A 23616-nucleotide genomic window follows, 5' to 3' on the forward strand; every position below is an offset into this window, starting at 1 on the left:
GCCGTCTATTTTGCTGGGCGGCCCCTGAGGCTATAAAGAATGAAAACTTTTACTGCTAAACCGGAAACAGTAAAGCGCGACTGGTTCGTCGTCGACGCTGCTGGTCAGACCCTGGGTCGTCTGGCCACCGAAATCGCGAGCCGTCTGCGTGGCAAGCACAAGCCTGAGTACACTCCTCACGTTGACACCGGCGACTACATCGTCGTTATCAATGCCGAGCAGGTACGTGTTACTGGCGCTAAAACCACTGACAAAATGTACTACTCCCACTCCGGTTTCCCGGGCGGCATCAAGTCGATCAACTTCGAAAAGCTGATCGCCAAGGCCCCTGAGCGCGTGATCGAGACCGCGGTAAAAGGCATGCTGCCTAAGAACCCGCTGGGTCGCGACATGTACCGTAAGCTGAAAGTCTATGCGGGCGCTGCTCACCCTCATACTGCTCAGCAGCCCCAAGAACTGAAGATTTAACGGAATAGTTCATTATGTCGGCGACTCAAAATTACGGCACTGGCCGTCGCAAGACTGCAACCGCACGCGTTTTCCTGCGTCCGGGCACTGGCAACATCTCGATCAACAACCGTTCCCTGGATAACTTCTTCGGTCGCGAAACTGCCCGCATGGTAGTTCGTCAGCCGCTGGAGCTGACCGAGACTGTTGAGAAGTTCGATATCTACGTTACCGTTATCGGCGGCGGTGTAAGTGGTCAAGCTGGCGCGATCCGCCACGGTATCACTCGCGCTCTGATGGATTACGACGAAACTCTGCGCAGCGCTCTGCGTAAAGCTGGTTTCGTAACCCGTGACGCACGTGAAGTTGAACGTAAGAAAGTGGGTCTGCGTAAAGCGCGTAAGCGTCCGCAATACTCCAAGCGTTAATTCGCTACTGCGTTCAAAGACGCCCAGTCTCCTTGCGGAGCTGGGCGTTTTTTATTGTCTGAAATTTGCTCTGTGACAACTTGCCACATCCACGGAGGCCCTATACTACAAGGCTTCGGGCTGGCTGGGCTTGGTAATTACCTTGTCAGAATAGGGGCTTTTCATTACCATTCGGCAAAATTTTTATAAGTTCAGATTTTTACTTAGTAGATGCCTGATTTAACAGGCCACAAAGCTGATGGGAGAGGACTGAATGAGCAATGACGGCGTGAATGCAGGCCGGCGTCGCTTCTTAGTAGCAGCCACATCCGTGGTGGGTGCTGCAGGAGCGGTGGGGGCTGCGGTCCCGTTCGTGGGGTCATGGTTTCCCAGTGCCAAGGCGAAAGCCGCAGGTGCACCGGTGAAAGTGAATATCAGCAAGATCGACCCAGGTCAGCAGATGATTGCTGAATGGCGTGGTCAGCCGGTGTTCATCGTCCGCCGTACAGAGGAAATCCTGGGGAATCTTAAAAAGATCGAGGGCCAGCTGTCTGACCCTGACTCCAAGAACTCGGTACAACCAACCTACGTCGATCCGGAAGTGCGTTCGATCAAGCCAGAGATCCTGTTGCTGATCGGGATCTGCACTCACCTGGGTTGTTCTCCGACCTTCCGTCCTGAAGTGGCGCCCGCCGATCTGGGCAAGGACTGGGTAGGTGGCTATTTCTGCCCTTGCCACGGCTCCCACTACGATCTGGCTGGTCGCGTCTACAAGGCGCAGCCTGCGCCCCTGAACCTGCCAGTACCCCCGCATTCCTATGAGTCGGATGACATCATCGTCATTGGCGTCGACACGGAGAAAGCGTGATGAGCAAGTTCATGGATTGGGTTGATGCGCGCTTCCCCGCGACCAAGATGTGGGAAGACCATCTCAGCAAGTATTACGCTCCGAAGAACTTCAACTTCTTCTATTTCTTTGGCTCCCTGGCGCTGCTGGTGCTGGTCAATCAGATCGTTACCGGTGTCTGGCTGACCATGAGCTACACCCCTTCGGCAGAAGAGGCCTTCGCTTCTGTTGAATACATCATGCGCGACGTCGAGTACGGCGCGATCCTGCGTCTGCTTCACTCCACCGGCGCTTCGGCGTTCTTCATCGTGGTCTATCTGCACATGTTCCGTGGCTTGCTCTACGGTTCCTACCAGAAGCCTCGTGAGCTGGTGTGGCTGTTCGGCATGCTGATCTACCTGGCGCTGATGGCTGAAGCCTTCATGGGCTACCTGCTGCCTTGGGGGCAGATGTCCTATTGGGGGGCTCAGGTAATCATCTCGCTGTTCGGTGCGATCCCCGTTATTGGTGACGACCTGACCCAGTGGATTCGTGGTGACTACCTGATTTCCGGGATTACTCTGAACCGCTTCTTCGCCCTGCACGTAGTAGCCCTGCCGATCGTGATTCTCGGCCTGGTGGTGCTGCACATCCTGGCGTTGCACGAAGTGGGTTCGAACAACCCGGATGGCGTAGACATCAAGAAGAACAAGGACGAGAACGGCATCCCGCTGGATGGCATTCCTTTCCACCCTTACTACACCGTGAAGGATATCGTCGGCGTAGTGGTGTTCCTGTTCATCTTCTGCTCGATCGTGTTCTTCTTCCCGGAAATGGGCGGCTATTTCCTCGAGAAACCGAACTTCGAGCAAGCCAACCCGTTCAAGACTCCCGAGCACATTGCTCCGGTTTGGTACTTCACGCCGTTCTACGCGATCCTGCGTGCGGTGCCGGACAAGCTCTTGGGTGTTATCGCCATGGGCGCTGCAATTGCGGTCCTGTTCGTACTGCCTTGGCTTGACCGCAGCCCGGTCAAGTCCATGCGCTACAAAGGCTGGCTGAGCAAGATCTGGCTGCTGGTGTTCTGCATCTCGTTCGTGATCCTGGGTGTGCTGGGTGTCTTGGCACCGACTCCGGGCCGTACGCTGCTGTCGCAGGTATGTACCTTCCTGTACTTCGCCTACTTCATTCTGATGCCGTTCTACACCAGGCTCGAGAAGACCAAACCGGTTCCGGAAAGGGTGACTGGCTGATGAAAAAGCTATTTGCTGTACTGATTCTTGCTGCTATGCCTGTATTGTCTTTCGCGGCCGAGCACGGCGGACCTGAGTTGGAGAAGATCGATATCGATCTCTCCGACAAAGCCGCCCTGCAAGACGGCGCGCGTACTTTTGCCAACTACTGCATGGGCTGCCACAGCGCCAAGTTCCAGCGTTATGAGCGAGTAGCCGATGACTTGGGCATTCCTCACGACCTGATGTTGAGCAAGCTGGTTTTCACCGGTGCCAAGATCGGCGACCACATGAACATCGGCATGCAGCCGGCGGATGCCAAGACCTGGTTCGGTGCTGCGCCGCCAGATCTGACCCTGGTGGCTCGTGTTCGTGGTACCGACTGGCTTTATGGCTACCTCAAGTCCTTCTATGAAGATCCTGCGCGCCCTTGGGGTGTGAACAACAAGGTCTTCCCGAACGTTGGCATGCCTAACGTCCTGGTCGGTCTGCAAGGGCGTCAAGTGGTCGGTTGCAAGCAGGTGCAGATCGTTGAAGACGGCAAGAAGCAATACGATCCGCTGACTGGTACACCGCTGACTCACGAGGCGTGCGATCAACTGACAGTCAAAGAGGGTACCGGTACTCTCAACGAGGCTCAGTTCGACGAGAAGGTCAAGAATCTGGTGACTTTCCTTGCCTACTCGGCCAACCCGGTCAAGCTGCAACACCAGCGCATTGGCACTTATGTGCTCTTGTATCTGGCCTTCTTCTTCGTGTTCGCCTATCTGCTCAAGCGCGAATACTGGAAGGATGTGCATTAATAACGTTTTAAGCATCAGTTGTTGAGCGTGCGCGCCCAAGGGCGTCTCTGATCAGTAACAACCCTGTATCATTCGGGGGTTACCAGAGGCGCCCTGAGGGCGCGCTCGTTTTTTCTGCTTCCGATAATTTCAACAAGCGAGGAGGATCGCCATGGGCGTGACCAATCGGTTGGCCTGTTACTCCGACCCCGCCGACCACTATTCCCACCGGGTGCGCATTGTGCTGGCGGAGAAGGGTGTCAGCGCCGAGATCATCAGTGTGGAGGCGGGCCGTCAGCCGCCGAAGCTGATCGAAGTGAATCCTTACGGGAGCTTGCCAACGCTGGTTGATCGTGACCTGGCGTTGTGGGAATCGACAGTGGTGATGGAGTACCTGGATGAGCGTTACCCTCATCCGCCGCTGTTGCCGGTTTACCCTGTGGCGCGTGCCAACAGTCGTTTGCTGATGCACCGAATCCAGCGTGATTGGTGCGGGCAGGTGGACCTGATCCTGGATCCGCGGACCAAGGAGGCGGCGCGGGTGCAGGCGCGTAAGGAATTGCGTGAAAGTCTGACCGGAGTGTCTCCGCTGTTCGCCGACAAACCATTTTTCCTCAGTGAGGAACAAAGTCTGGTTGACTGCTGCCTACTGCCCATACTCTGGAGATTGCCAATCCTGGGTATCGAATTGCCGCGGCAGGCCAAGCCGCTGCTTGATTATATGGACCGCCAATTTGCGCGTGAGGCTTTCCAGGCGAGTCTGTCTGGCGTCGAACGTGACATGCGCTGAGGCTTAAGGAGCCGCTATGAACTCCAGTCGACCTTATCTGGTCCGCGCGCTCTATGAGTGGATTGTGGACAACGATTGCACCCCGCACCTGCTGGTCAATTCCGACTATCCGGCCGTGCAGGTGCCCCAGGGCTTTGCCAGTGATGGGCAAATTGTCCTGAATATTTCTCCCAGTGCCGTACGTCATCTGCACATGGACAACGACGCCGTGACCTTTGAAGGGCGCTTCGGCGGTGTGCCACACAGCTTGCACGTACCGGTCGCGGCGATCCTCGGAATCTATGCGCGCGAGAATGGTCAGGGCATGGTCTTTGATCTGGAGTCGCCTCTGGACGAAGAGGATGACATCGAGCCGGATGACGATTTGCCGCCGCCGGACAGTGAGCCGCCGCGCCCCAGTGGCCGGCCCAGCTTGAAAGTGGTCAAGTAATAAAAAAGGCGATCCAGATGGATCGCCTTTTTTGTGTCTGACGCAGTGCTGTGTCAGTCGATGTATTCGAACAGTTTGACGATTTTTTGTACGCCGGAGACGCCCTGGACCAGATTGGTGGCTTGTGCGGCTTCCTGTTGGGTCAGCAGGCCCAGCAGGTAGACGATGCCATTCTCGGTGACGACCTTGATCCGCGATCCGGGAATGCTGGCGTCGGTGAGCATCTGAGTCTTGATCTTGGTGGTCAGCCAGCCATCGTTCTGCCGTGCCAGAAAGCCGGAGGGCGGCAGTACTTGCAGTTCGTTATGGACCTTCTTGACTCGCTGCACTTCGCTGGCGGCCTGTTCGGCTGTTGCCTTGAGGTCGGGGCGCGGTGTCTGGCCTGCGAGCAGGACAATGCCGTTGAAGCTGGTGACGACAATGTGCGAGTTGTTTTCCAGGTCCGGGTTGGCCTTGGCAACGTTGACGGCGACTTTGGTTTCGATCAGTGAGTCGTCGATCTTGCTGCCGAAGGTGCGAGTGCCGCGATCGTCATCAATGGGTTTGTCGCGGGTGGCGGTAATCACCGAGCTGCAACCAGTGATGCCGAGGCACAAGGTCAAGGCCAGGAGGCCAAGGCGATTAGGGGTCATTCTTCACTCCCGAACAATTGGCTGTCGATCAAGTCGCAAAGGCAGTGGATCGCCAGCAGGTGGACTTCTTGAATACGTGCGGTGACGTTGGCCGGTACACGAATTTCAACATCTTCAGGCAAAAGCAGGGAAGCCATGCCTCCACCATCGCGACCGGTCAATGCTACGACAATCATTTCTCGATCATGTGCGGCCTGGATCGCTTGAATAATGTTGGCCGAGTTGCCGCTGGTGGAAATCGCCAGCAGTACGTCGCCGGGTTGTCCCAGGGCGCGGATCTGCTTGGAAAAGACTTCGTTGTAGCTGTAGTCGTTGGCGATCGAAGTGATGGTCGAGCTATCGGTGGTCAGGGCGATGGCTGGCAGGCTGGGGCGTTCACGTTCGAAGCGGTTGAGCAGTTCGGAGGAAAAGTGCTGGGCGTCGCCCGCAGAACCGCCGTTGCCACAGGAGAGCATTTTGCCCTCATTGAGCAGGGCGTTGACCATGACTTGGCTGGCTTGCTCGATGTGCGGTGCAAGTACGTCCATCGCCTGTTGCTTGGTGTCGATACTGGCCTGAAAAAGCTGGCGAATTCGGGATTGCATGTCCATCTGTGTGACCTTAAGTAGCGCGGCTTGGTGGCACGTGAATGTGCAGCCCGCAAAGCAAAGAGCAAAAAAGTTGAGTGAAAATGGGTGCTGCCTGATGGCTTCTTTCAGCTGTCAAAGGCATTGCGCAGCCAGTTCAGGCGGGCTTCTGCACCTGGGGCGCCGTCAATGGCGACCACATCGAAACGGCAGGGATGGTTGGACCAGCGTGACTCTTTTTGCAGAAAAATCTGCGCAGCAAGAATGAGTTTCTGACGCTTGCGCCCATCGATACTGCCCAGGGCGCCACCCCATTGCGTGTGTTGTCTGTAGCGGACTTCGACGAATACTACTGTATCGCCGTCAAGCATGACCAGATCAAGCTCGCCGCGTTTGCACAGCCAGTTCTGCGCCAGCAGGCGCAGCCCTTGCTGTTGGAGATGCCTGAGCGCTTGGCTTTCGGCATCTCTTCCGCTTTGCTGGCGTGATCCTTGGAGCATCAGCGCGGCGTATCGGGCAGGCGGGTGACCTGGCCGTTGACGAACTTGGCCCACGGCAGCTGGCGTTCGATACGCTGACCTGCGGCCATGCCCAGGCTGCCGGACTCACCATCGATCCGGCTGTCAGGCAGGGCCTTGAGCTGGCCCAGGCGAGGTGCAAGACGATAGGCGTCGACGCCCATGGCGTACAGGCGACCTAGGCTGCCTCCGGCTTGTGGCCATTGTGCAGTGACCTGGCGCCGCAGAAGGCCGTTGGCGTCCAGCAGCCAGGGGGTTTCACAGAACATTACTCCGTTCATGTCGTTGTATTGGTTCTGATCGCCGCTGGCACTGAATACGTTGGAGGTGGCGTACACCGGAACGTCCCCGGCGTATTGGAAGTTCAGGGTCGGCTTGATCTGTTGTGCCTGCTGTGGCGTTGCAGCAAGGAAAATGAACTCGATGTCCTGGCGGCGTGCCGGTTGCGCGGCGACTTGAGTGCCTATGGTGCTTTGCAGGCTCTTGGCGCGACCTTCGCTTTGGCGCAGCTGGAACAGGTCGGCAATCTGCTGGGCCAGGGCGACTGGCTGATCGATGCGTTCGATGCCGATCATGCTGCCACCGTTGGCTTCCCAATCCTGGCGGAAGGCTTTGAGCACGCGATCGCCCCATTCACCCTTGGGGACCAGCGCGGCGGCACGGTGCAAGCCGTCGGCGCGGGCGCGACGAGAAACTTCACGGGCTTCGTCTTCGGCTGCCAGGCCAAACTGGAACAGTTGCGCGGGGCCCTGTTCGCCGCCCTCGCTGTAGTTCAGTGCCAGGGTAGTAATCGGCAGTTGCGGGCGTGCAGCCAGCTGTTTGACCAGGGGTTTTTCCAGCGGGCCGACTACCAGCTGCACGCCGGCGGCTTGGGCCTTGCGATAGAAGTCATCCAGGGAGCTCAGGCGCGAGCTGTCGTAGAACTCGATGCTGGGTGGTTTCTGCCCGGCTTGCTGTGCTTGATAGTGGGCTGCCATGAAGCCTTCGCGCAGGGCTTTGGCTACAGAGGCCAGCGGGCCGTCCTGTGGCAGCAGCAGGGCGATTTTCGACACGGGTTGGCTGGCCAGCTCTTTGAGCTTGATCAGCGGTTGCGGCAATTGGAGGGCAGCAGGGTGTTTTGGATTCTGTGCGCGCCACTGATCAATGGCGGCCTGCTGCTGTTCCAGGGTGCCGGCGCTCTTGACTGCCAGGGCCAGGCTCATCCAGCCGGCCATATCGTCATTGCCCGCTGGCTGCAGTTGGTCGGTTGGCAGGGCGGCGATCAGTGCCCAAATGGCTTCGTGGTTCTTTGCTGCGGCATCGTCTTTGAGCAAGGGGGCAATAAAGATCCGCTCCTTGGCGGCTGCCAATGTTTGGCCGTCGGCCTCAAGGGCGCGAGCATGAACGGTGCCGGTGCGAATCTGTTGTGGTGCGGGCAGCTCGCTCAGGTGCTGCAGGCTGGGATGGCTCAAGGCGGTTAAAGCCGCCTTTGGCTGATTGCGTACCATGGCCAGCTCGGCGGACAGCGTGCCGGCGAAGATTTGCTGGGCAGGTTTGAGCTGATCCAGCGGCACTTGCTGCAGAATCTGTCCGGCGCGTCCGGCGTTGCCTTGGCGATACGCCATGTCTGCCGCGCTCAGGCGTAGCAGGGCGGCTTTGTCGGGGCTTTTGCTGGTGGCGGCCTGTTCGAGCAATTGCTCGATGCTGGCATCCGGTGTCCGTGGAAGTTCGCCAAGGCTGGAGGAGGGCGAGCTGGCGCAAGCCACCAAAAGGGTAGCCAGGCAGAGGGCGAGAAACAGCCGCAGGCAAGCGATCATGTAAGTGTTCCTGATACTCGATCAAATGAGCGTGGAATTGTACCCAAGCGCTGGCCGGGGCGCGATGTTACTGGTGATAAACCGTCCATTTAGCGGGTGCAAATGTTGCTGGGAGGCACAAAAGCCGGCAAAGGATCAGAGTGTTGAGCGATTGACAGGTCTATTGAGAGGGCTTCAACGCGCTACAATGGCGCTTTTGCCGATCAAGAGGTGTGCGCTTTGACTGTTCCGGGTCCTTTGAATTCCGCTGCTGGCTCGCTTTATGTGGTGGCGACGCCCATCGGTAACCTGGACGACATCAGCGCCCGGGCTCTGAAGTTGTTGCGTGAGGTGTCGCTCATTGCTGCGGAGGATACCCGGCATTCTCAGCGCCTGATGCAGCACTTCGGCATTGCCACGCCTCTGGCGGCCTGTCATGAACATAATGAGCGTGACGAAGGCAGTCGTTTCATCACCCGTTTGCTCGCCGGGGACGATGTTGCGTTGATCTCCGATGCGGGCACGCCGTTGATTTCCGATCCGGGTTATCACTTGGTGCGTCAGGCGCGAGCAGCAGGTATCAATGTGGTTCCCGTACCAGGGGCCTGTGCTTTGATCGCTGCATTGTCGGCGGCAGGTCTGCCATCGGACCGGTTTATCTTCGAAGGTTTTCTGCCGGCCAAGGCGGTTGGGCGGCGTGGGCGTCTGGAGGCGGTCAAGGAAGAGCCGCGTACGTTGATTTTCTATGAGGCTCCGCATCGGATTCTTGAGTGTCTGCAGGATATGGAGGCGGTATTCGGTGGCGATCGGCCTGCGTTGCTGGCTCGGGAGCTGACCAAGACTTTCGAGACTCTCAAGGGCTTGCCGCTTTCTGAGTTGCGCCAGTTCGTTGAATCCGATAGCAATCAGCAGCGTGGCGAGTGCGTAGTGTTGGTCGCGGGGTGGACGGCGCCGGAAGGTGATGAGGCGATCAGCGCTGAGTCGATGCGCGTGCTTGATCTGCTGCTCAAGGAAATGCCTCTCAAGCGGGCGGCGGCGCTGGCGGCCGAGATCACTGGTGAGCGCAAGAACGTGCTGTATCAGGTGGCCTTGAATAAGCAGAAAGAACAATAAATGGCATGCCAGGGTGGCCAATGGCTTTTAGCGCTTGTTCTTGGGCCGCTCTGCCGTTAACCTGCGCGGCGGAGAGTCGATTGGACAGTCGCTGCCCTCTATGAAAATTAGAGGGGGGAGGAAAGTCCGGGCTCCATAGGGCGGAGTGCCAGGTAATGCCTGGGGGGCGTGAGCCTACGGAAAGTGCCACAGAAAATAACCGCCTAAGCACTTCGGTGCCGGTAAGGGTGAAAAGGTGCGGTAAGAGCGCACCGCACGTCTGGTAACAGTTCGTGGCTAGGTAAACCCCACTCGGAGCAAGACCAAATAGGGTTCCAAGGCGTGGCCCGCGCTGGAACCGGGTAGGTTGCTAAAGATGTCCAGTGATGGCCATCGTAGAGGAATGACTGTCCTCGACAGAACCCGGCTTACAGATCGACTCTCCACTTTTTCCCTCCCTGCTTGAATCAATAGCAGAAGCGTTTTTGTAATACCGAAAAAATCTTACTCTTAATAAATCACTTTAACTTCGCATTGCAGCTTATTGAGCTGCCTGAAGTTAATGCTCTGGAATGCCCCTCGAATTCTCGTTGCCTCTCCTCTTAGTGTCCTAAATCTCCGTTCTATAAGGCTTTTCCGTCGCTGCGCGCCTTGACGGTGGTGTGGGCGCATTCCTATAGTGTGCGCAAGTGGCGGAAAGTGGCATGAAGTGGGTTTTATGAGCGCAAAACGCTAAAATTTGGAGAAACGCTGACGTGTTTCGCGGAGCTAACGCTATCAGTCTCGATGCAAAAGGCCGTCTCGCCATGCCGAGCCGGTATCGTGACGAGCTCGTTTCGCGAAGTTCTGGGCAGTTAATCGTCACGATCGATGCTGTTGATCCTTGTTTGTGTGTTTACCCTCTCGACGAGTGGGAGCTGATAGAAACCAAACTGCGCGCGCTGCCTTCGCTGCGCGAAGAGAACCGTCGTTTGCAGCGTTTGCTGATTGGTAATGCCGTCGATCTTGAACTCGATGGCAGTGGTCGTTTTCTGGTACCGCCGCGCCTGCGTGAATATGCCAAGTTGGATAAGCGCGCAATGTTGGTGGGCCAACTGAACAAGTTCCAACTGTGGGACGAGGATGCCTGGAATGCTGTTTCCGCAGCGGACCTGGCGGCTATTCAACAACCGGGCGCCATGCCTGATGAACTGCGTGATTTGATCCTGTGACTATTGATAGCGGCTTTAACCACATCACCGTGCTGCTTGACGAAGCCGTCGAGGCTCTCGCCGTGCGGCCTGATGGCTGCTATCTGGATGGCACCTTCGGCCGTGGTGGGCATAGCCGGCTGATTCTCAGCAAGCTCGGGGTGGAGGGCCGGCTCCTCGGATTCGACAAAGACCCCCAAGCGATTGCCACCGGGCAAGCGCTAGCGGCCGAAGACGGCCGCTTTGTCGTTGTGCAGCGCAGTTTTGCCGAGCTGGGTTCGGAAGTCGCCGAGCGCGGGCTGGCCGGCAAGGTCAGTGGCGTACTGCTCGACCTGGGCGTGTCGTCCCCCCAGCTGGACGATCCTGAGCGCGGCTTCAGCTTTCTCAATGATGGCCCCCTGGATATGCGTATGGACCCGACTCGTGGCATCAGTGCCGCTGAGTTCATCGCCACCGCGCCAGTGGAGGAAATCGCCCGCGTATTCAAGGAGTACGGCGAAGAGCGCTTCTCCGGTCGCATGGCGCGAGCAGTGGTCGAACGTCGTGAGATCCAGCCTTTCGAGCGCACTGCCGATCTGGCTGAAGTGCTCAAGGTGGCCAACCCAGCCTGGGAAAAGGGCAAGAACCCGGCGACCCGGGCTTTCCAGGGTTTGCGCATTCATGTGAATAACGAGCTGGGTGATCTGGAGGCTGGCCTGGAAGCCGCGCTGGACGCTCTGGAAGTGGGTGGCCGTCTGGTGGTCATCAGTTTCCACTCCCTGGAAGATCGCATCGTCAAATTGTTCATGCGTCGCCTGGTGAAAGGCGAGTCTGACAATCTGCCGCGTAACCTGCCGGTGCGTTTCGAAGCCTTCGTGCCGAAAATCAAGATCCATGGCAAAGCGCAGTTCGCCTCCGAGGCCGAACTCAAGGCCAACCCGCGTGCTCGTAGTGCCGTCATGCGTGTTGCGGAGAAGCTTCGGTGAGCAAGCTCTTCGCCAAGCCGCTTCCAGGCGGAAGCTTTTTCATGCTGCTGCTATTCGTAGGGGTGCTGGTGTCCGCGATCGCGGTTTCCTACAGCGCCCACTGGAACCGTTTGCTGCTCAATACGCTCTACGGCGAGCTGAGTGTGCGCGACAAGGCCCAGGCTGAATGGGGTCGCTTGATCCTTGAACAAAGCACCTGGACCGCTCATAGCCGGATTGAAGTACTGGCCACCGAGCAGTTGAAAATGCACATCCCAGGTGCGGCCGAAGTTCGAATGGTGGCGCCATGAAGCTTGAAGGCGCGCTCTATCCCTGGCGTTTTCGCGTGGTGCTGGGCTTGCTGGCGGTCATGGTGTCGGCGATTGGCTGGCGCATCATCGATCTGCAGGTGGTCGATCGTGACTTCCTTAAAGGGCAGGGCGATGCCCGCAGTGTTCGACATATCCCTATTCCCGCGCACCGCGGTCTGATCACCGATCGCAATGGCGAGCCTCTGGCGGTGAGTACGCCAGTGACTACCCTGTGGGCCAACGCCAAGGAAATGCAGGTGGCCAAGGATCGTTGGCCGGCGTTGGCCATGGCCCTCGGTCAAGACCCCAAGGCGCTGGCCGAGCGTCTCGAAGCCCAGGCCAACAAAGAATTCATCTATCTGGTTCGGGGGCTCACTCCGGAGCAGGGGCAGGCTGTGCTCGACCTGAAGGTGCCTGGTGTCTATGGCATCGAGGAGTTCCGCCGTTTCTATCCCGCCGGCGAAGTGACTGCGCACATGGTGGGCTTCACCGACATTGACGATCGTGGACGTGAAGGCGTCGAACTGGCCTATGACGAATGGCTCGCTGGTGTGCCTGGCAAGCGTCAGGTGATCAAGGACCGGCGCGGTAGACTGATCAAGGATGTCCAGGTCACCAAGAACGCAAAGGCCGGCAAGCCCTTGGCGTTGTCGATTGACCTGCGCCTGCAGTATCTGGCCAACCGTGAGTTGCGCAATGCCATCGTCGAGAACGGTGCCAAGGCCGGCAGCCTGGTGATCATGGACGTGAAGACGGGCGAGATCCTCGCCATGGTCAACCAGCCGACCTATAACCCGAACAACCGTCGCAACCTGCAGCCGGCAATGATGCGCAATCGCGCGATGATCGACGTGTTCGAGCCCGGCTCGACCATGAAGGCGATCTCCATGAGCGCGGCCCTGGAAACCGGTCGCTGGAAGCCCAGCGATACCGTCGAGGTTTATCCGGGCACCCTGCAGTTGGGCAAGTACACCATTCGTGACGTATCCAAGACCGAAGGACCTGTACTCGACCTGACCGGGATTCTGATCAATTCCAGTAACGTGGGCATGAGCAAGATCGCCTTCGACATTGGCGGTGAGACGATTTTCCGCCTGGCGCAGAAAATCGGTCTGGGTCAGGACACTGGGCTGGGCTTCCCGGGTGAGCGTGTCGGCAACCTGCCCAATTACCGGGAGTGGCGCAAGGCCGAGACCGCGACTTTGTCCTATGGCTACGGTATTTCCGTGACGGCGATCCAGCTGGTCCATGCGTTCTCCGCATTGGCCAACAATGGGCGTATTGCTCCCTTGACTCTGATCAAATCCGACAAGGCGCCGCAAACCACCCAGGTGATTCCGGAAAACGTCGCCAAAACCATGCAGGGCATGCTGCAGCAGGTGATCGAGGCGCCGCGCGGCGTGTTCCGTGCCCAGGTCCCGGCTTACCACGTGGCTGGCAAGAGTGGTACTGCGCGCAAGACGTCGGTGGGCACCAAGGGCTACGCCGAGAACTCCTACCGTTCGCTGTTTGCCGGCTTTGGCCCGATGAGCGATCCGCGCTACGCCATCGTGGTGGTGATCGACGAACCGAGCAAGGCCGGCTACTTCGGTGGCCTGGTATCGGCACCGGTGTTCAGCAAAGTGATGTCCGGCACCCTGCGTTTGATGAACATCACTCCGGATAACCTGCCGACCACACAACAGGCCAACGCGGCTCCTGTCACCCCAGTACGAGCCAATGGAGGGCGCGGCTAATGTCTCTTAGCCTGAACAAGATTTTTGCCCACGCCGGTCGCGACCTGCTGATCCGTGAGCTGACCCTGGACAGCCGCAGCGTTCGCGCTGGCGATCTGTTCCTGGCCGTACCCGGCGCCAAGTTCGATGGCCGAGCGCACATTGCCGATGCATTGCAGCGCGGCGCTGCTGCTGTGGCCTATGAGGTGGAAGGGGCAACTGTTTTGCCGCTGACCGATGTACCGCTGATTCCGGTCAAAGGCCTGGCAGCCCAACTGTCTGACATTGCCGGACGTTTCTACGGCGATCCGAGCCGCCAGTTGAACCTGGTGGGCGTGACCGGTACCAACGGCAAGACCAGTGTCACCCAGTTGGTGGCTCAGGCGCTGGACCTGCTGGGTCAGCGTTGCGGTCTGGTGGGCACCTTGGGCACAGGCTTCTATGGCGCGCTGGAAAGTGGTTTGCACACCACGCCCAATCCTATCGCCGTGCAGGCAACGCTGGCTGATCTGAAAAATGCCGGTGCCAAGGCCGTGGCGATGGAAGTCTCGTCCCATGGTCTGGACCAGGGGCGGGTGGCGGCCCTGGCATTCGATGTGGCGGTGCTGACCAATCTGTCCCGTGACCATCTGGACTATCACGGAACCATGGAAGCCTATGGCGCAGCCAAGGCCAAGCTGTTCAATTGGACCGACCTGCGTTGCCGGGTGATCAATCTCGACGACGAGTTCGGCCGGCAACTGGCAGCGGACAAGCATGACTCGCGGCTGATCACCTACAGCCTGGAAGATTCCTCGGCCTACCTGTATTGCCGCGAAGCCTTGTTCGACGACGACGGCGTGCGTGCCACCCTGGTAACCCCGCAGGGCGAACATCACTTGCGCAGCGCGCTGCTCGGGCGTTTCAACCTGAGCAACGTCCTGGCTGCAGTGGGCGCTTTGCTGGGCCTGGAGTATGCCCTGGATGAAATCCTCGCCGTACTGCCCAAGCTGGAAGGCCCCGCCGGACGCATGCAGCGCCTGGGCGGAGGCAACCAACCGCTGGTGGTGGTGGATTACGCCCATACCCCGGATGCCCTGGAAAAAGTACTCATGGCCCTGCGTCCGCACGCCAAGGGGCGCTTGCTGTGCCTGTTCGGCTGTGGGGGCGACCGCGACCGCGGCAAGCGTCCGTTGATGGCCGAAGTGGTCGAGCGCCTGGCCGACGGCGTCCTGGTGACCGATGACAATCCGCGCAGCGAAGACCCGGCGCAGATCTTCGATGACATCCGTGTCGGCTTCAGTGCGGTGGACAAGGTCGACTTTGTCCCCGGTCGCGGCCTGGCCATCGCCCGTCTGATCGCCTCCGCTGCTGCGGATGATGTGGTGGTACTGGCGGGCAAGGGGCATGAGGATTATCAGGAGATCAAGGGTCAGCGCCATGATTTCTCCGATCTTGCCGAAGCCGACAAGGCCCTGACTGCATGGGAGGTGGCACATGCTTAAAGCCCTGCTGCTCAGTGAGGTCATGGCTCCGCTGGACGCCCGCCTGATCGCGGGCGATGCGCGTTTTAGCGGCGTTAGCATTGATAGCCGGGCCATTCAGGCCGGGCAGTTGTTCGTGGCCCTGACCGGTCCGCGTTTCGACGGCCACGACTACTTGAATGAAGTGGCGGCCAAGGGGGCGGTAGCTGCGTTGGTTGAGCGTGAAGTCCCCGACAGCACCCTGCCGCAGTTGCTGGTCAAGGACACGCGCCTGGCCCTGGGACAACTGGGCGCTCTGAATCGCGGTGCCTTTACCCGGCCGGTGGCAGCGGTGACCGGTTCCAGCGGCAAGACAACGGTCAAGGAAATGCTCGCCAGCATCCTGCGCACCCGCGGTCCGGTGTTGGCGACCCGAGGCAATCTCAATAATGACCTGGGGGCCCCTCTGACCCTGCTGGAGCTGGCTCCTGAGCACAGCGCCGCGGTGATCGAGCTTGGCGCGTCGCGTATTGGCGAGATCGCCTACACCGTGGCCATGACCCGTCCCCATGTGGCAATTATCAACAATGCCGGTACAGCCCACGTTGGTGAGTTCGGCGGGCCGGAGAAGATTGTCGAGGCCAAGGGCGAGATTCTCGAGGGGCTTGATAGCACCGGGATTGCTGTCCTCAATCTGGATGACAAGGCATTCCCGATCTGGAAGGCTCGCGCTGCCGGGCGACCAGTGCTGAGCTTTGCCCTGAACAATAGCGCTGCGGATTTTTATGCCTCTGATATAGGGCGCGATGCTCGAGGCTGCCCGTCCTTCAAGTTGCACAGCCCCAAGGGCGTGGAGACGGTGCAATTGAACCTGCTGGGCACCCACAACGTGGCCAACGCCCTGGCCGCCGCTACCGCTGCCCATGCCATGGGTGTGTCGCTGTTCGGAATTGCCACCGGCTTGAATGCCGTGCAACCGGTCAAGGGCCGCACCGTCGCCCAGCTGGCCAAGAATGGCATGCGGGTGATCGATGACACTTACAACGCAAACCCCACCTCAATGTGTGCCGCCGTTGATATACTCGCCGGCTTTTCCGGCCGCACCGTCCTGGTGCTCGGAGACATCGGCGAGTTGGGCGAGTGGGCGGAGCAGGGGCACCGCGAAGTAGGTGCATATGCCGCTGGCAAGGTTTCGGCCCTCTACGCCGTAGGCCCGATGATGGCGCATGCCGTCGCTGCCTTTGGCGAGCATGCACGTCACTTCGCCAGCCAGGCTGATCTGATTGCCGCCCTGAACGTCGAGCAAGACCCCAATACCACCATTTTGATCAAGGGATCGCGCAGCGCGGTGATGGAAAACATCGTCGCGGCTTTGTGCGGCTCCAGTACGGAGAAACATTGATGCTGCTGCTGCTAGCGGAGTACCTGCAACAGTTCTACAAAGGCTTCGCGGTCTTTCAGTACCTGACCCTGCGCGGGATCCTCGGGGTACTGACTGCGCTGTCTTTGGCGCTGTGCCTGGGGCCGTGGATGATCCGTACGCTGCAGAACCGCCAGATTGGCCAGGCCGTGCGTAACGACGGCCCGCAGTCCCACCTGTCCAAGTCGGGTACACCGACCATGGGTGGCGCGCTGATCCTTTCCGCGATCGGTATCAGCACCCTGCTCTGGGCCGACCTGCGTAACCACTATGTGTGGGTAGTGCTGGTGGTCACCCTCGCGTTTGGCGCCATCGGTTGGGTGGATGACTACCGCAAGGTGATCGAGAAGAACTCCCGTGGCCTGCCGAGTCGCTGGAAGTATTTCTGGCAATCGGTGTTTGGTCTCGGTGCGGCGATCTTCCTTTATATGACTGCCCAAAGCCCGGTGGAAACCACCCTGCTGATCCCGATGCTCAAGGATGTGAGCATTCCTCTGGGTGTCGGTTTCGTGGTCCTGACCTACTTCGTGATCGTCGGTTCGAGTAACGCGGTCAACCTGACCGACGGCCTCGATGGCCTGGCGATCATGCCGACCGTGATGGTCGGTGGCGCGCTGGGGATCTTCTGTTACCTGTCCGGTAACGTGAAGTTCGCTGAATACCTGCTGATTCCCTATGTGCCGGGTGCGGGGGAGCTGATTGTCTTTTGCGGTGCGTTGATCGGTGCCGGCCTGGGCTTCCTCTGGTTCAACACCTATCCCGCACAAGTCTTCATGGGCGACGTCGGCGCACTGGCGCTGGGCGCGGCCCTGGGCACCATTGCGGTGATCGTCCGTCAGGAAATCGTCCTGTTCATCATGGGGGGCGTGTTCGTCATGGAAACCCTGTCGGTGGTGATCCAGGTCGCTTCCTTCAAATTGACCGGTCGCCGGGTATTTCGCATGGCGCCAATCCACCACCACTTTGAACTCAAGGGCTGGCCCGAGCCACGGGTGATCGTCCGTTTCTGGATCATCACCGTGATTCTCGTGTTGATCGGCCTTGCCACCCTGAAGCTGAGGTAGAACGAGTGTCTCTGATCGCTTCTGACCACTTCCGCATCGTTGTCGGCCTCGGCAAGAGCGGCATGTCCCTGGTTCGCTTCCTGGCGCACCGGGGCGTTGCTTTTGCGGTGGCCGATACGCGGGAAAATCCACCGGAGCTGGCCACGTTGCGTCGTGACTATCCCCAGGTGGAAGTGCGTTGTGGCGAGCTGGATGTCGATTTCCTGTGCCGCGCCGACGAGCTCTACGTGAGCCCCGGTCTGGCCCTGGCGACTCCGGCCCTGCAGGCCGCTGCTGCCCGTGGCGTGAAATTGTCCGGCGACATCGAGCTGTTCGCGCGTAACGCGAAGGCGCCGATCGTTGCCATCAGCGGTTCCAACGCGAAAAGCACCGTGACCACTCTGGTGGGCGAGATGGCCGCCGCCGCGGGCAAACGTGTCGCTGTGGGCGGCAACCTGGGCACCCCGGCCCTGGACCTGCTGAGCGACGACGTCGAGCTGTATGTGATGGAGCTCTCCAGCTTCCAGCTGGAAACCACCGATCAGCTGGGTGCCGAAGTGGCCACTGTGCTGAACATCAGCGAAGACCATATGGACCGCTACAGCGGCCTGCCGGCCTATCACCTGGCCAAGCACCGGATCTTCCGCGGTGCGCGGCAAGTGGTGGTCAATCGTCAGGACGCCCTGACCCGGCCGCTGCTGAGCGAGAATCTGCCGTGCTGGAGCTTCGGCCTGGGCAAGCCGGACTTCAAGGGCTTCGGCCTGCGGGAAGAGAATGGCGAGAAGTACCTGGCCTTCGAATTCCAGAATCTGCTGCCGGTGCGCGAACTGAAGATCCGCGGCGCCCACAACCAGTCCAACGCTCTCGCGGCCCTGGCCCTGGGGCATGCCGTGGGCTTGCCGTTCGACGCCATGCTTTCGGCCCTGCGCACTTTCGCCGGCCTTGAACACCGTTGCCAGTGGGTGCGGGATGTGGATGGCGTGGGTTATTACAACGACTCCAAGGCCACCAACGTCGGCGCTGCATTGGCCGCCATCGAAGGCCTGGGTGCCGACATCGACGGCAAGATCGTGCTGATCGCCGGCGGCGACGGCAAGGGCGCCGAGTTCAAGGACCTGCGTGATCCGGTGGCGGCCAACTGCCGCGCGGTGATCCTGATGGGCCGCGACTCCGACAAGATCGGTGCCGCGATCGGGGATGCCGTGCCGCTGATTCGTGCCGGCTCGCTGGTCGAGGCGGTCGCGCAATGCCGCGCTGTCGCACAGCCTGGCGACGTGGTGCTGTTGTCGCCCGCCTGCGCCAGTTTCGACATGTTCAAGAATTACGAAGACCGTGGTCACCAGTTCGTCCGTGTCGTGGAGGAGCTGGCATGAACCTGAGAAACATCATCAAGCCTTATCCGTCCCCGCTGATCACCGGGCGCGGCATCGACCTTGATTTCCCGATGCTCGCCGGCTGTCTGACCCTGCTGGGCCTGGGGCTGGTGATGATTGCCTCGGCCTCCACCGAAGTGGCGGCGGCGCAGTCGGGCAGTGCCCTGTACTACATGATTCGCCACCTGATCTACATCGTGCTGGGGCTGGGTGCCTGCATCGTCACCATGATGATTCCGATCGCCACCTGGCAGCGCCTGGGCTGGATGATGCTGATCGGGGCCTTCGGTCTGCTGGTGATGGTGATCATTCCGGGGATCGGCCGCGAAGTGAACGGTTCGATGCGCTGGATCGGCTTCAGCTTCTTCAACGTCCAGCCTTCGGAGATCGCCAAGGTATTTGTGGTGATCTACCTCGCCGGCTACCTGGTGCGACGGCAGAAGGAAGTGCGGGAAAGCTGGATGGGTTTCTTCAAGCCGTTCATCGTACTGCTGCCGATGGCCGGACTGTTGCTGATGGAGCCGGACTTCGGCGCCACTGTGGTCATGATGGGCGCCGCTGCGGCCATGCTGTTCCTCGGCGGTGTCGGGCTGTTCCGCTTTTCCCTGATGGTGGTCCTGGCGGTGGCGGCGGTGGTCCTGCTGATTCAGATGCAGCCCTATCGGATGGCGCGTCTGACCAACTTTGCCGACCCCTGGGCCGACCAGTTCGGCGCCGGTTATCAGTTGTCCCAGGCGCTGATCGCCTTTGGTCGCGGTGAGTGGCTGGGCGTCGGCCTGGGCAACAGCGTGCAGAAACAGTTCTACCTGCCGGAAGCCCACACCGACTTCGTATTCTCGGTCCTGGCCGAAGAGCTGGGTGCCGTGGGTTCCCTGTGCACGGTGGCGCTGTTCGTGTTCGTCTGTATCCGCGGCATGTACATCGGTCTGTGGGCCGAGAAAGCCAAGCAGTTTTTTGCCGCTTATGTGGCTTATGGCCTGTCGTTCCTGTGGATTGGCCAGTTCCTGATCAATATCGGCGTGAACGTCGGCCTGTTGCCGACCAAGGGCCTGACCCTGCCGTTCCTCAGCTATGGCGGCAGTTCGTTGGTGATCTGCTGCGCCTGTCTTGGCCTGCTGCTGCGCATCGAGTGGGAGAGCAGGACTCACCTGGGCAGCGAAGAGATGGAGTTCAGTGAAAGTGACTTTGCCGAGGAGCCGCTCCATGGGCGCTAACGTGCTGATCATGGCTGGCGGCACCGGTGGCCACGTGTTCCCGGCGCTGGCCTGTGCCCGCGAGTTCCAGGCCCGAGGCTACAGCGTGCACTGGCTGGGTACCCCCCGGGGGATCGAGAACGAGCTGGTTCCGGCTGCGGGCCTGCCGTTGCACCTGATCAACGTCACCGGTTTGCGTGGCAAGGGCAAGCTGTCCCTGCTCAAGGCGCCGTTCGTCCTGATCAAGGCGGTGCTTCAGGCCCGAAGGATTATTCGTCAGCTCAATCCGGTCTGTGTGCTGGGTTTTGGTGGTTATGTGACCGGTCCTGGCGGTGTTGCCGCCAAGTTGTCCGGAGTACCGGTCATCGTTCACGAACAGAACGCGGTTGCCGGTACCGCCAATCGGCTGCTGGTGCCGTTGGCTGCGCGAGTCTGCGAAGCTTTCCCGGACACCTTCGGGGCGTCCGGCAGCCGCCGCACCACGGGCAATCCGGTACGCACAGAACTGTTCCTCGAAACACCGCGCGAGGCGCTGGCCGGACGCAAGGCGCGTTTGCTGATTCTGGGCGGAAGCCTGGGGGCAGAGCCGTTGAACAAGTTACTGCCGGAAGCCCTGGCATCGCTCGCCCCCGAGCTGCGTCCGGAGGTCTTCCATCAGGCCGGAAAAAACCACGATGAAGTCACTGCAGAGCGCTATCGCGCCGCCGGCGTCGAAGCGCAGGTGCAGCCCTTTATCAAAGACATGGCCCAAGCCTATGGCTGGGCCGACCTGGTGGTCTGTCGCGCAGGCGCGCTGACCGTCAGCGAACTGGCCGCCGCCGGTCTGCCCTCGATGCTGGTGCCGCTGCCCCATGCGATCGACGATCACCAGACCCGCAACGCCGAATATTTGGCTCGTGAAGGCGCCGCTTTCCTGATGCCGCAAAGAACGACTGGTGCAGCGGACCTTGCCGCTCGCCTGACAGAGGTTTTGATGCAACCAGAACGACTCGACAAGATGGCCCAGGCCGCACGCCGCCTGGCCAAACCCGATGCCACCCTGGATGTGGTGAATATCTGCCTGGAGGTGGCTCATGGTTGAGAACCAGAAAGCCATGCCGCAGCCGGAAATGCGCCGCATCCGCCGTATCCACTTCGTCGGTATCGGTGGCGTGGGCATGTGCGGGATCGCCGAAGTGCTGCTCAACCTGGGTTACCAGGTCTCGGGTTCCGATCTCAAGGCGTCGCCGGTTACCGAGCGCCTGGAATCCTTTGGCGCGCAGATTTTCATCGGACACCGTGCCGAGAACGCCGCGAACGCCGATGTACTGGTGGTTTCCAGCGCTGTGAACACCTCCAACCCGGAAGTCGCCACTGCACTGGAACGACGTATTCCGGTGGTGCCGCGGGCGGAGATGCTCGCCGAGCTGATGCGCTACCGTCACGGCGTTGCCGTGGCTGGTACGCACGGCAAGACCACCACCACCAGCCTGCTGGCTTCGGTGTTCGCCGCCGGCGGCCTGGACCCGACGTTCGTCATCGGTGGCCGGCTCAACGCCGCGGGCACCAATGCACAGCTGGGCACCAGCCGTTACCTGATTGCCGAAGCCGACGAAAGCGATGCCAGCTTCCTGCATCTGCAGCCGCTGGTGGCGGTGGTCACCAATATCGACGCCGACCATATGGCGACCTACGACGGTGACTTCAACAAACTGAAGAAAACCTTCGTCGACTTCCTGCACAACCTGCCGTTCTACGGGCTGGCGGTGATGTGCCTGGACGATCCGGTGGTGCGCGATATCCTGCCGCAGGTCAAGCGTCCGACCGTGACCTACGGCTTCAGCGAAGAAGCTGACGTGCGCGCGATCAATGTTCGCCAGCAAGGCATGCAGACCTTTTTCACCGTGCTGCGCCGCGATCGCGAGCCGCTGGATGTCTCGGTGAACATGCCGGGCAACCACAACGTGCTCAATTCCCTGGCGACCATCTGCATCGCCACCGATGAGGGCATCAGCGACGAAGCCATTGTCCAGGGCCTGTCGGGCTTCCAGGGCGTGGGCCGGCGCTTCCAGGTCTACGGCGAGCTGCCGGTGGACGGCGGCAACGTCATGTTGGTGGACGACTACGGTCACCACCCGACCGAGGTCGCCGCGGTGATCAAGGCCGTGCGTGGCGGTTGGCCGGAGCGCCGCCTGGTGATGGTCTACCAGCCGCACCGCTTCAGCCGTACCCGCGATCTGTATGACGATTTCGTGCAGGTGCTGGCCGATGCCAACGTCTTGCTGTTGATGGAGGTCTACCCGGCCGGTGAAGAGCCGATTCCCGGGGCGGACAGTCGCCAGCTGTGCCATAGCATTCGTCAGCGTGGCCAGCTGGATCCGATCTACATCGAGCGTGGCGTCGATCTGGCGCCGTTGGTCAAGCCGCTGCTGCGTGCCGGTGACATTCTGTTGTGTCAGGGCGCCGGTGATATCGGCGGTCTGGCGCCCAAACTGCTTAACAGCCCGTTGTTCGACGGCGCTGTGGTCGCGGGCAAGGGAGTGTCGAAATGACGGCTGCCTACGCCAAGCTGTTCTCCACCGTGGCCCCGGGCGACTTCGGCCGGGTTGCCGTGCTCTATGGCGGCAAGAGCGCCGAGCGCGAAGTTTCGCTGAAGTCCGGCAAGGCTGTGCTTGAAGCCCTGCAGAGCGGCGGCGTGAATGCTTTCGGCATCGACGTCGGCGACGATCTGCTGCAGCGTCTCTTGAGCGAGAAGATCGATCGCGCCTTCATCATTCTTCACGGCCGTGGCGGTGAAGACGGCAGCATGCAAGGTCTGCTGGAGTGCCTGGGCATTCCTTATACCGGCAGTGGCATCCTGGCGTCGGCCCTGGCCATGGACAAGCTGCGCACCAAGCAGGTGTGGCACAGCCTGGGCATTCCGACGCCGCGTCACGCGGTCCTGAGCTCGGAAGCCGACTGTATTTCCGCGGTGGCGGAACTGGGCCTGCCTTTGATCGTCAAACCGGCTCATGAAGGCTCCAGTATCGGTATGGCCAAGGTGACTTCCGCGCCCGAGTTGATCGACGCATGGAAGGCGGCCAGTACCTACGATTCGCAAGTGTTGGTCGAGCAATGGATCCAGGGTCCCGAGTTCACCATCGCGACCCTGCGTGGTCAGGTGCTGCCACCGATCGCCCTGGGCACTCCTCACACGTTTTACGACTACGACGCCAAGTACCTGGCTTCCGATACCCAGTACCGGATTCCATGCGGCCTCGATAGCACCAAGGAACAGGAACTGATGGACCTCACGGCGAAAGCCTGTGAGGCGCTCGGTATTGCCGGTTGGGCACGTGCCGATGTGATGCAGGACGCCCAGGGGCAGTTCTGGTTCCTGGAAGTGAACACCGCTCCCGGGATGACCGATCACAGTCTGGTGCCGATGGCCGCCCGTGCGGCCGGTCTGGATTTCCAGCAGTTGGTCCTGGCCATCCTGGCAGCCAGTCTTGAGGCGAGAGGTTAAGTCC

The 23616-nt window shown here is 60.1% G+C and carries 24 protein-coding genes and 1 other RNA gene; 21 read left to right on the forward strand and 4 right to left on the reverse strand.

Annotated features, from left to right (window positions below; all coding sequences use genetic code 11):
* Nucleotides 1-39: 39 nt before the first annotated feature.
* The 7 genes from rplM (at nucleotide 40) to ACMGG8_RS09640 (ending at nucleotide 4914) form a co-directional block, all read left to right on the forward strand.
* Nucleotides 40-468, forward strand: a complete 429-nt coding sequence (gene rplM / locus ACMGG8_RS09610) for a 50S ribosomal protein L13 (protein ID WP_007928449.1) — start codon at nucleotides 40-42, stop codon at nucleotides 466-468.
* Between the two features lie 14 nt (nucleotides 469-482).
* On the forward strand, nucleotides 483-875 hold the full coding sequence (gene rpsI, locus ACMGG8_RS09615; RefSeq protein WP_003228056.1) for a 30S ribosomal protein S9: 393 nt from the start codon (nucleotides 483-485) through the stop codon (nucleotides 873-875).
* Between the two features lie 253 nt (nucleotides 876-1128).
* The gene (petA, locus tag ACMGG8_RS09620) at nucleotides 1129-1722 is read left to right on the forward strand and encodes a ubiquinol-cytochrome c reductase iron-sulfur subunit (RefSeq protein WP_047306018.1); all 594 of its coding nucleotides are present in this window, start codon (nucleotides 1129-1131) and stop codon (nucleotides 1720-1722) included.
* The gene (locus tag ACMGG8_RS09625; protein ID WP_016966673.1) at nucleotides 1722-2933 is read left to right on the forward strand and encodes a cytochrome b; all 1212 of its coding nucleotides are present in this window, start codon (nucleotides 1722-1724) and stop codon (nucleotides 2931-2933) included. The genes petA and ACMGG8_RS09625 overlap by 1 nt, the downstream gene beginning before the upstream one ends.
* On the forward strand, nucleotides 2933-3715 hold the full coding sequence (locus ACMGG8_RS09630) for a cytochrome c1 (protein ID WP_060840974.1): 783 nt from the start codon (nucleotides 2933-2935) through the stop codon (nucleotides 3713-3715). The genes ACMGG8_RS09625 and ACMGG8_RS09630 overlap by 1 nt, the downstream gene beginning before the upstream one ends.
* A gap of 151 nt (nucleotides 3716-3866) precedes the next feature.
* The gene (locus tag ACMGG8_RS09635; protein WP_016966671.1) at nucleotides 3867-4484 is read left to right on the forward strand and encodes a glutathione S-transferase N-terminal domain-containing protein; all 618 of its coding nucleotides are present in this window, start codon (nucleotides 3867-3869) and stop codon (nucleotides 4482-4484) included.
* Nucleotides 4485-4500: 16 nt separating this feature from the next.
* On the forward strand, nucleotides 4501-4914 hold the full coding sequence (locus ACMGG8_RS09640; RefSeq protein ID WP_060840973.1) for a ClpXP protease specificity-enhancing factor: 414 nt from the start codon (nucleotides 4501-4503) through the stop codon (nucleotides 4912-4914).
* A 53-nt stretch (nucleotides 4915-4967) separates the two neighbouring features.
* On the opposite strand, the gene ACMGG8_RS09645 is transcribed toward ACMGG8_RS09640, so the two are convergent.
* From ACMGG8_RS09645 to ACMGG8_RS09660, 4 genes are all read right to left on the reverse strand, one after another.
* Nucleotides 4968-5546, reverse strand: a complete 579-nt coding sequence (locus tag ACMGG8_RS09645) for a BON domain-containing protein (RefSeq protein WP_060840972.1) — start codon at nucleotides 5544-5546, stop codon at nucleotides 4968-4970.
* Nucleotides 5543-6136, reverse strand: a complete 594-nt coding sequence (locus ACMGG8_RS09650) for a phosphoheptose isomerase (protein ID WP_007928463.1) — start codon at nucleotides 6134-6136, stop codon at nucleotides 5543-5545. The genes ACMGG8_RS09645 and ACMGG8_RS09650 overlap by 4 nt, the downstream gene beginning before the upstream one ends.
* Nucleotides 6137-6240: 104 nt before the next feature.
* The gene (locus tag ACMGG8_RS09655; protein ID WP_060844575.1) at nucleotides 6241-6612 is read right to left on the reverse strand and encodes a YraN family protein; all 372 of its coding nucleotides are present in this window, start codon (nucleotides 6610-6612) and stop codon (nucleotides 6241-6243) included.
* On the reverse strand, nucleotides 6612-8426 hold the full coding sequence (locus tag ACMGG8_RS09660; RefSeq protein ID WP_414159503.1) for a penicillin-binding protein activator: 1815 nt from the start codon (nucleotides 8424-8426) through the stop codon (nucleotides 6612-6614). The genes ACMGG8_RS09655 and ACMGG8_RS09660 overlap by 1 nt, the downstream gene beginning before the upstream one ends.
* 237 nt (nucleotides 8427-8663) lie before the next feature.
* Here ACMGG8_RS09660 and rsmI point away from each other — a divergent pair, with 237 nt between their 5' ends.
* The 14 genes from rsmI (at nucleotide 8664) to ACMGG8_RS09730 (ending at nucleotide 23612) form a co-directional block, all read left to right on the forward strand.
* Nucleotides 8664-9518 (forward strand): 16S rRNA (cytidine(1402)-2'-O)-methyltransferase, encoded by an 855-nt coding sequence (rsmI, locus tag ACMGG8_RS09665; RefSeq protein ID WP_173655960.1) that lies wholly within the window; start codon nucleotides 8664-8666, stop codon nucleotides 9516-9518.
* A 72-nt stretch (nucleotides 9519-9590) separates the two neighbouring features.
* Nucleotides 9591-9944, forward strand: an RNA gene (gene rnpB, locus ACMGG8_RS09670) — RNase P RNA component class A.
* A gap of 308 nt (nucleotides 9945-10252) precedes the next feature.
* Entirely contained in the window at nucleotides 10253-10708 is a 456-nt protein-coding gene (mraZ, locus tag ACMGG8_RS09675) for a division/cell wall cluster transcriptional repressor MraZ (RefSeq protein ID WP_011063319.1), read from the forward strand.
* Nucleotides 10705-11652: a 16S rRNA (cytosine(1402)-N(4))-methyltransferase RsmH gene (gene rsmH / locus ACMGG8_RS09680; protein ID WP_060844574.1), complete on the forward strand. Its 948-nt coding sequence runs from the start codon at nucleotides 10705-10707 to the stop codon at nucleotides 11650-11652. The genes mraZ and rsmH overlap by 4 nt, the downstream gene beginning before the upstream one ends.
* On the forward strand, nucleotides 11649-11942 hold the full coding sequence (gene ftsL, locus ACMGG8_RS09685) for a cell division protein FtsL (protein WP_016966657.1): 294 nt from the start codon (nucleotides 11649-11651) through the stop codon (nucleotides 11940-11942). The genes rsmH and ftsL overlap by 4 nt, the downstream gene beginning before the upstream one ends.
* A complete protein-coding gene (locus ACMGG8_RS09690; RefSeq protein ID WP_016966658.1) occupies nucleotides 11939-13678 on the forward strand; it encodes a peptidoglycan D,D-transpeptidase FtsI family protein in 1740 nt (579 codons plus the stop codon). The genes ftsL and ACMGG8_RS09690 overlap by 4 nt, the downstream gene beginning before the upstream one ends.
* Nucleotides 13678-15141 carry a UDP-N-acetylmuramoyl-L-alanyl-D-glutamate--2,6-diaminopimelate ligase gene (locus tag ACMGG8_RS09695; RefSeq protein ID WP_414159504.1) on the forward strand — a complete coding sequence of 488 codons (1464 nt, stop codon included), beginning with the start codon at nucleotides 13678-13680 and terminating at the stop codon, nucleotides 15139-15141. Before ACMGG8_RS09690 ends, ACMGG8_RS09695 begins: the two co-directional genes overlap by 1 nt.
* Nucleotides 15134-16501, forward strand: a complete 1368-nt coding sequence (locus ACMGG8_RS09700; RefSeq protein WP_414159505.1) for a UDP-N-acetylmuramoyl-tripeptide--D-alanyl-D-alanine ligase — start codon at nucleotides 15134-15136, stop codon at nucleotides 16499-16501. Before ACMGG8_RS09695 ends, ACMGG8_RS09700 begins: the two co-directional genes overlap by 8 nt.
* Entirely contained in the window at nucleotides 16501-17583 is a 1083-nt protein-coding gene (mraY, locus tag ACMGG8_RS09705; protein ID WP_016966661.1) for a phospho-N-acetylmuramoyl-pentapeptide-transferase, read from the forward strand. The genes ACMGG8_RS09700 and mraY overlap by 1 nt, the downstream gene beginning before the upstream one ends.
* 5 nt (nucleotides 17584-17588) lie before the next feature.
* Complete coding sequence (gene murD, locus ACMGG8_RS09710; protein WP_060840965.1) at nucleotides 17589-18935, forward strand: UDP-N-acetylmuramoyl-L-alanine--D-glutamate ligase; 1347 nt, start codon at nucleotides 17589-17591, stop codon at nucleotides 18933-18935.
* Complete coding sequence (gene ftsW / locus ACMGG8_RS09715) at nucleotides 18932-20149, forward strand: putative lipid II flippase FtsW (protein WP_016966663.1); 1218 nt, start codon at nucleotides 18932-18934, stop codon at nucleotides 20147-20149. Before murD ends, ftsW begins: the two co-directional genes overlap by 4 nt.
* Entirely contained in the window at nucleotides 20139-21209 is a 1071-nt protein-coding gene (gene murG, locus ACMGG8_RS09720) for an undecaprenyldiphospho-muramoylpentapeptide beta-N-acetylglucosaminyltransferase (protein WP_414159506.1), read from the forward strand. Before ftsW ends, murG begins: the two co-directional genes overlap by 11 nt.
* Nucleotides 21202-22659, forward strand: coding sequence for a UDP-N-acetylmuramate--L-alanine ligase (murC, locus tag ACMGG8_RS09725; RefSeq protein ID WP_414159507.1), 1458 nt, complete (start codon nucleotides 21202-21204; stop codon nucleotides 22657-22659). The genes murG and murC overlap by 8 nt, the downstream gene beginning before the upstream one ends.
* Nucleotides 22656-23612: a D-alanine--D-alanine ligase gene (locus ACMGG8_RS09730; protein WP_060840962.1), complete on the forward strand. Its 957-nt coding sequence runs from the start codon at nucleotides 22656-22658 to the stop codon at nucleotides 23610-23612. The genes murC and ACMGG8_RS09730 overlap by 4 nt, the downstream gene beginning before the upstream one ends.
* Nucleotides 23613-23616: the final 4 nt, after the last annotated feature.

Origin of the sequence: Pseudomonas sp. BNK-45 (genome assembly GCF_047456255.1) — a bacterium.
GTDB lineage: Bacteria > Pseudomonadota > Gammaproteobacteria > Pseudomonadales > Pseudomonadaceae > Aquipseudomonas.

Excerpts from the sequence above, each read along its gene's own strand:
- rplM (WP_007928449.1), top strand. The coding sequence starts at position 40 with ATGAAAACTTTTACTGCTAAACCGGAAACAGTAAAGCGCGACTGGTTC.
- rpsI (WP_003228056.1), top strand. The coding sequence starts at position 483 with ATGTCGGCGACTCAAAATTACGGCACTGGCCGTCGCAAGACTGCAACC.
- petA (WP_047306018.1), top strand. The coding sequence starts at position 1,129 with ATGAGCAATGACGGCGTGAATGCAGGCCGGCGTCGCTTCTTAGTAGCA.
- ACMGG8_RS09625 (WP_016966673.1), top strand. The coding sequence starts at position 1,722 with ATGAGCAAGTTCATGGATTGGGTTGATGCGCGCTTCCCCGCGACCAAG.
- ACMGG8_RS09630 (WP_060840974.1), top strand. The coding sequence starts at position 2,933 with ATGAAAAAGCTATTTGCTGTACTGATTCTTGCTGCTATGCCTGTATTG.
- ACMGG8_RS09635 (WP_016966671.1), top strand. The coding sequence starts at position 3,867 with ATGGGCGTGACCAATCGGTTGGCCTGTTACTCCGACCCCGCCGACCAC.
- ACMGG8_RS09640 (WP_060840973.1), top strand. The coding sequence starts at position 4,501 with ATGAACTCCAGTCGACCTTATCTGGTCCGCGCGCTCTATGAGTGGATT.
- ACMGG8_RS09645 (WP_060840972.1), bottom strand. The coding sequence starts at position 5,546 with ATGACCCCTAATCGCCTTGGCCTCCTGGCCTTGACCTTGTGCCTCGGC.
- ACMGG8_RS09650 (WP_007928463.1), bottom strand. The coding sequence starts at position 6,136 with ATGGACATGCAATCCCGAATTCGCCAGCTTTTTCAGGCCAGTATCGAC.
- ACMGG8_RS09655 (WP_060844575.1), bottom strand. The coding sequence starts at position 6,612 with ATGCTCCAAGGATCACGCCAGCAAAGCGGAAGAGATGCCGAAAGCCAA.
- ACMGG8_RS09660 (WP_414159503.1), bottom strand. The coding sequence starts at position 8,426 with ATGATCGCTTGCCTGCGGCTGTTTCTCGCCCTCTGCCTGGCTACCCTT.
- ACMGG8_RS09690 (WP_016966658.1), top strand. The coding sequence starts at position 11,939 with ATGAAGCTTGAAGGCGCGCTCTATCCCTGGCGTTTTCGCGTGGTGCTG.
- ACMGG8_RS09695 (WP_414159504.1), top strand. The coding sequence starts at position 13,678 with ATGTCTCTTAGCCTGAACAAGATTTTTGCCCACGCCGGTCGCGACCTG.
- ACMGG8_RS09700 (WP_414159505.1), top strand. The coding sequence starts at position 15,134 with ATGCTTAAAGCCCTGCTGCTCAGTGAGGTCATGGCTCCGCTGGACGCC.
- mraY (WP_016966661.1), top strand. The coding sequence starts at position 16,501 with ATGCTGCTGCTGCTAGCGGAGTACCTGCAACAGTTCTACAAAGGCTTC.
- ftsW (WP_016966663.1), top strand. The coding sequence starts at position 18,932 with ATGAACCTGAGAAACATCATCAAGCCTTATCCGTCCCCGCTGATCACC.
- murG (WP_414159506.1), top strand. The coding sequence starts at position 20,139 with ATGGGCGCTAACGTGCTGATCATGGCTGGCGGCACCGGTGGCCACGTG.
- murC (WP_414159507.1), top strand. The coding sequence starts at position 21,202 with ATGGTTGAGAACCAGAAAGCCATGCCGCAGCCGGAAATGCGCCGCATC.
- ACMGG8_RS09730 (WP_060840962.1), top strand. The coding sequence starts at position 22,656 with ATGACGGCTGCCTACGCCAAGCTGTTCTCCACCGTGGCCCCGGGCGAC.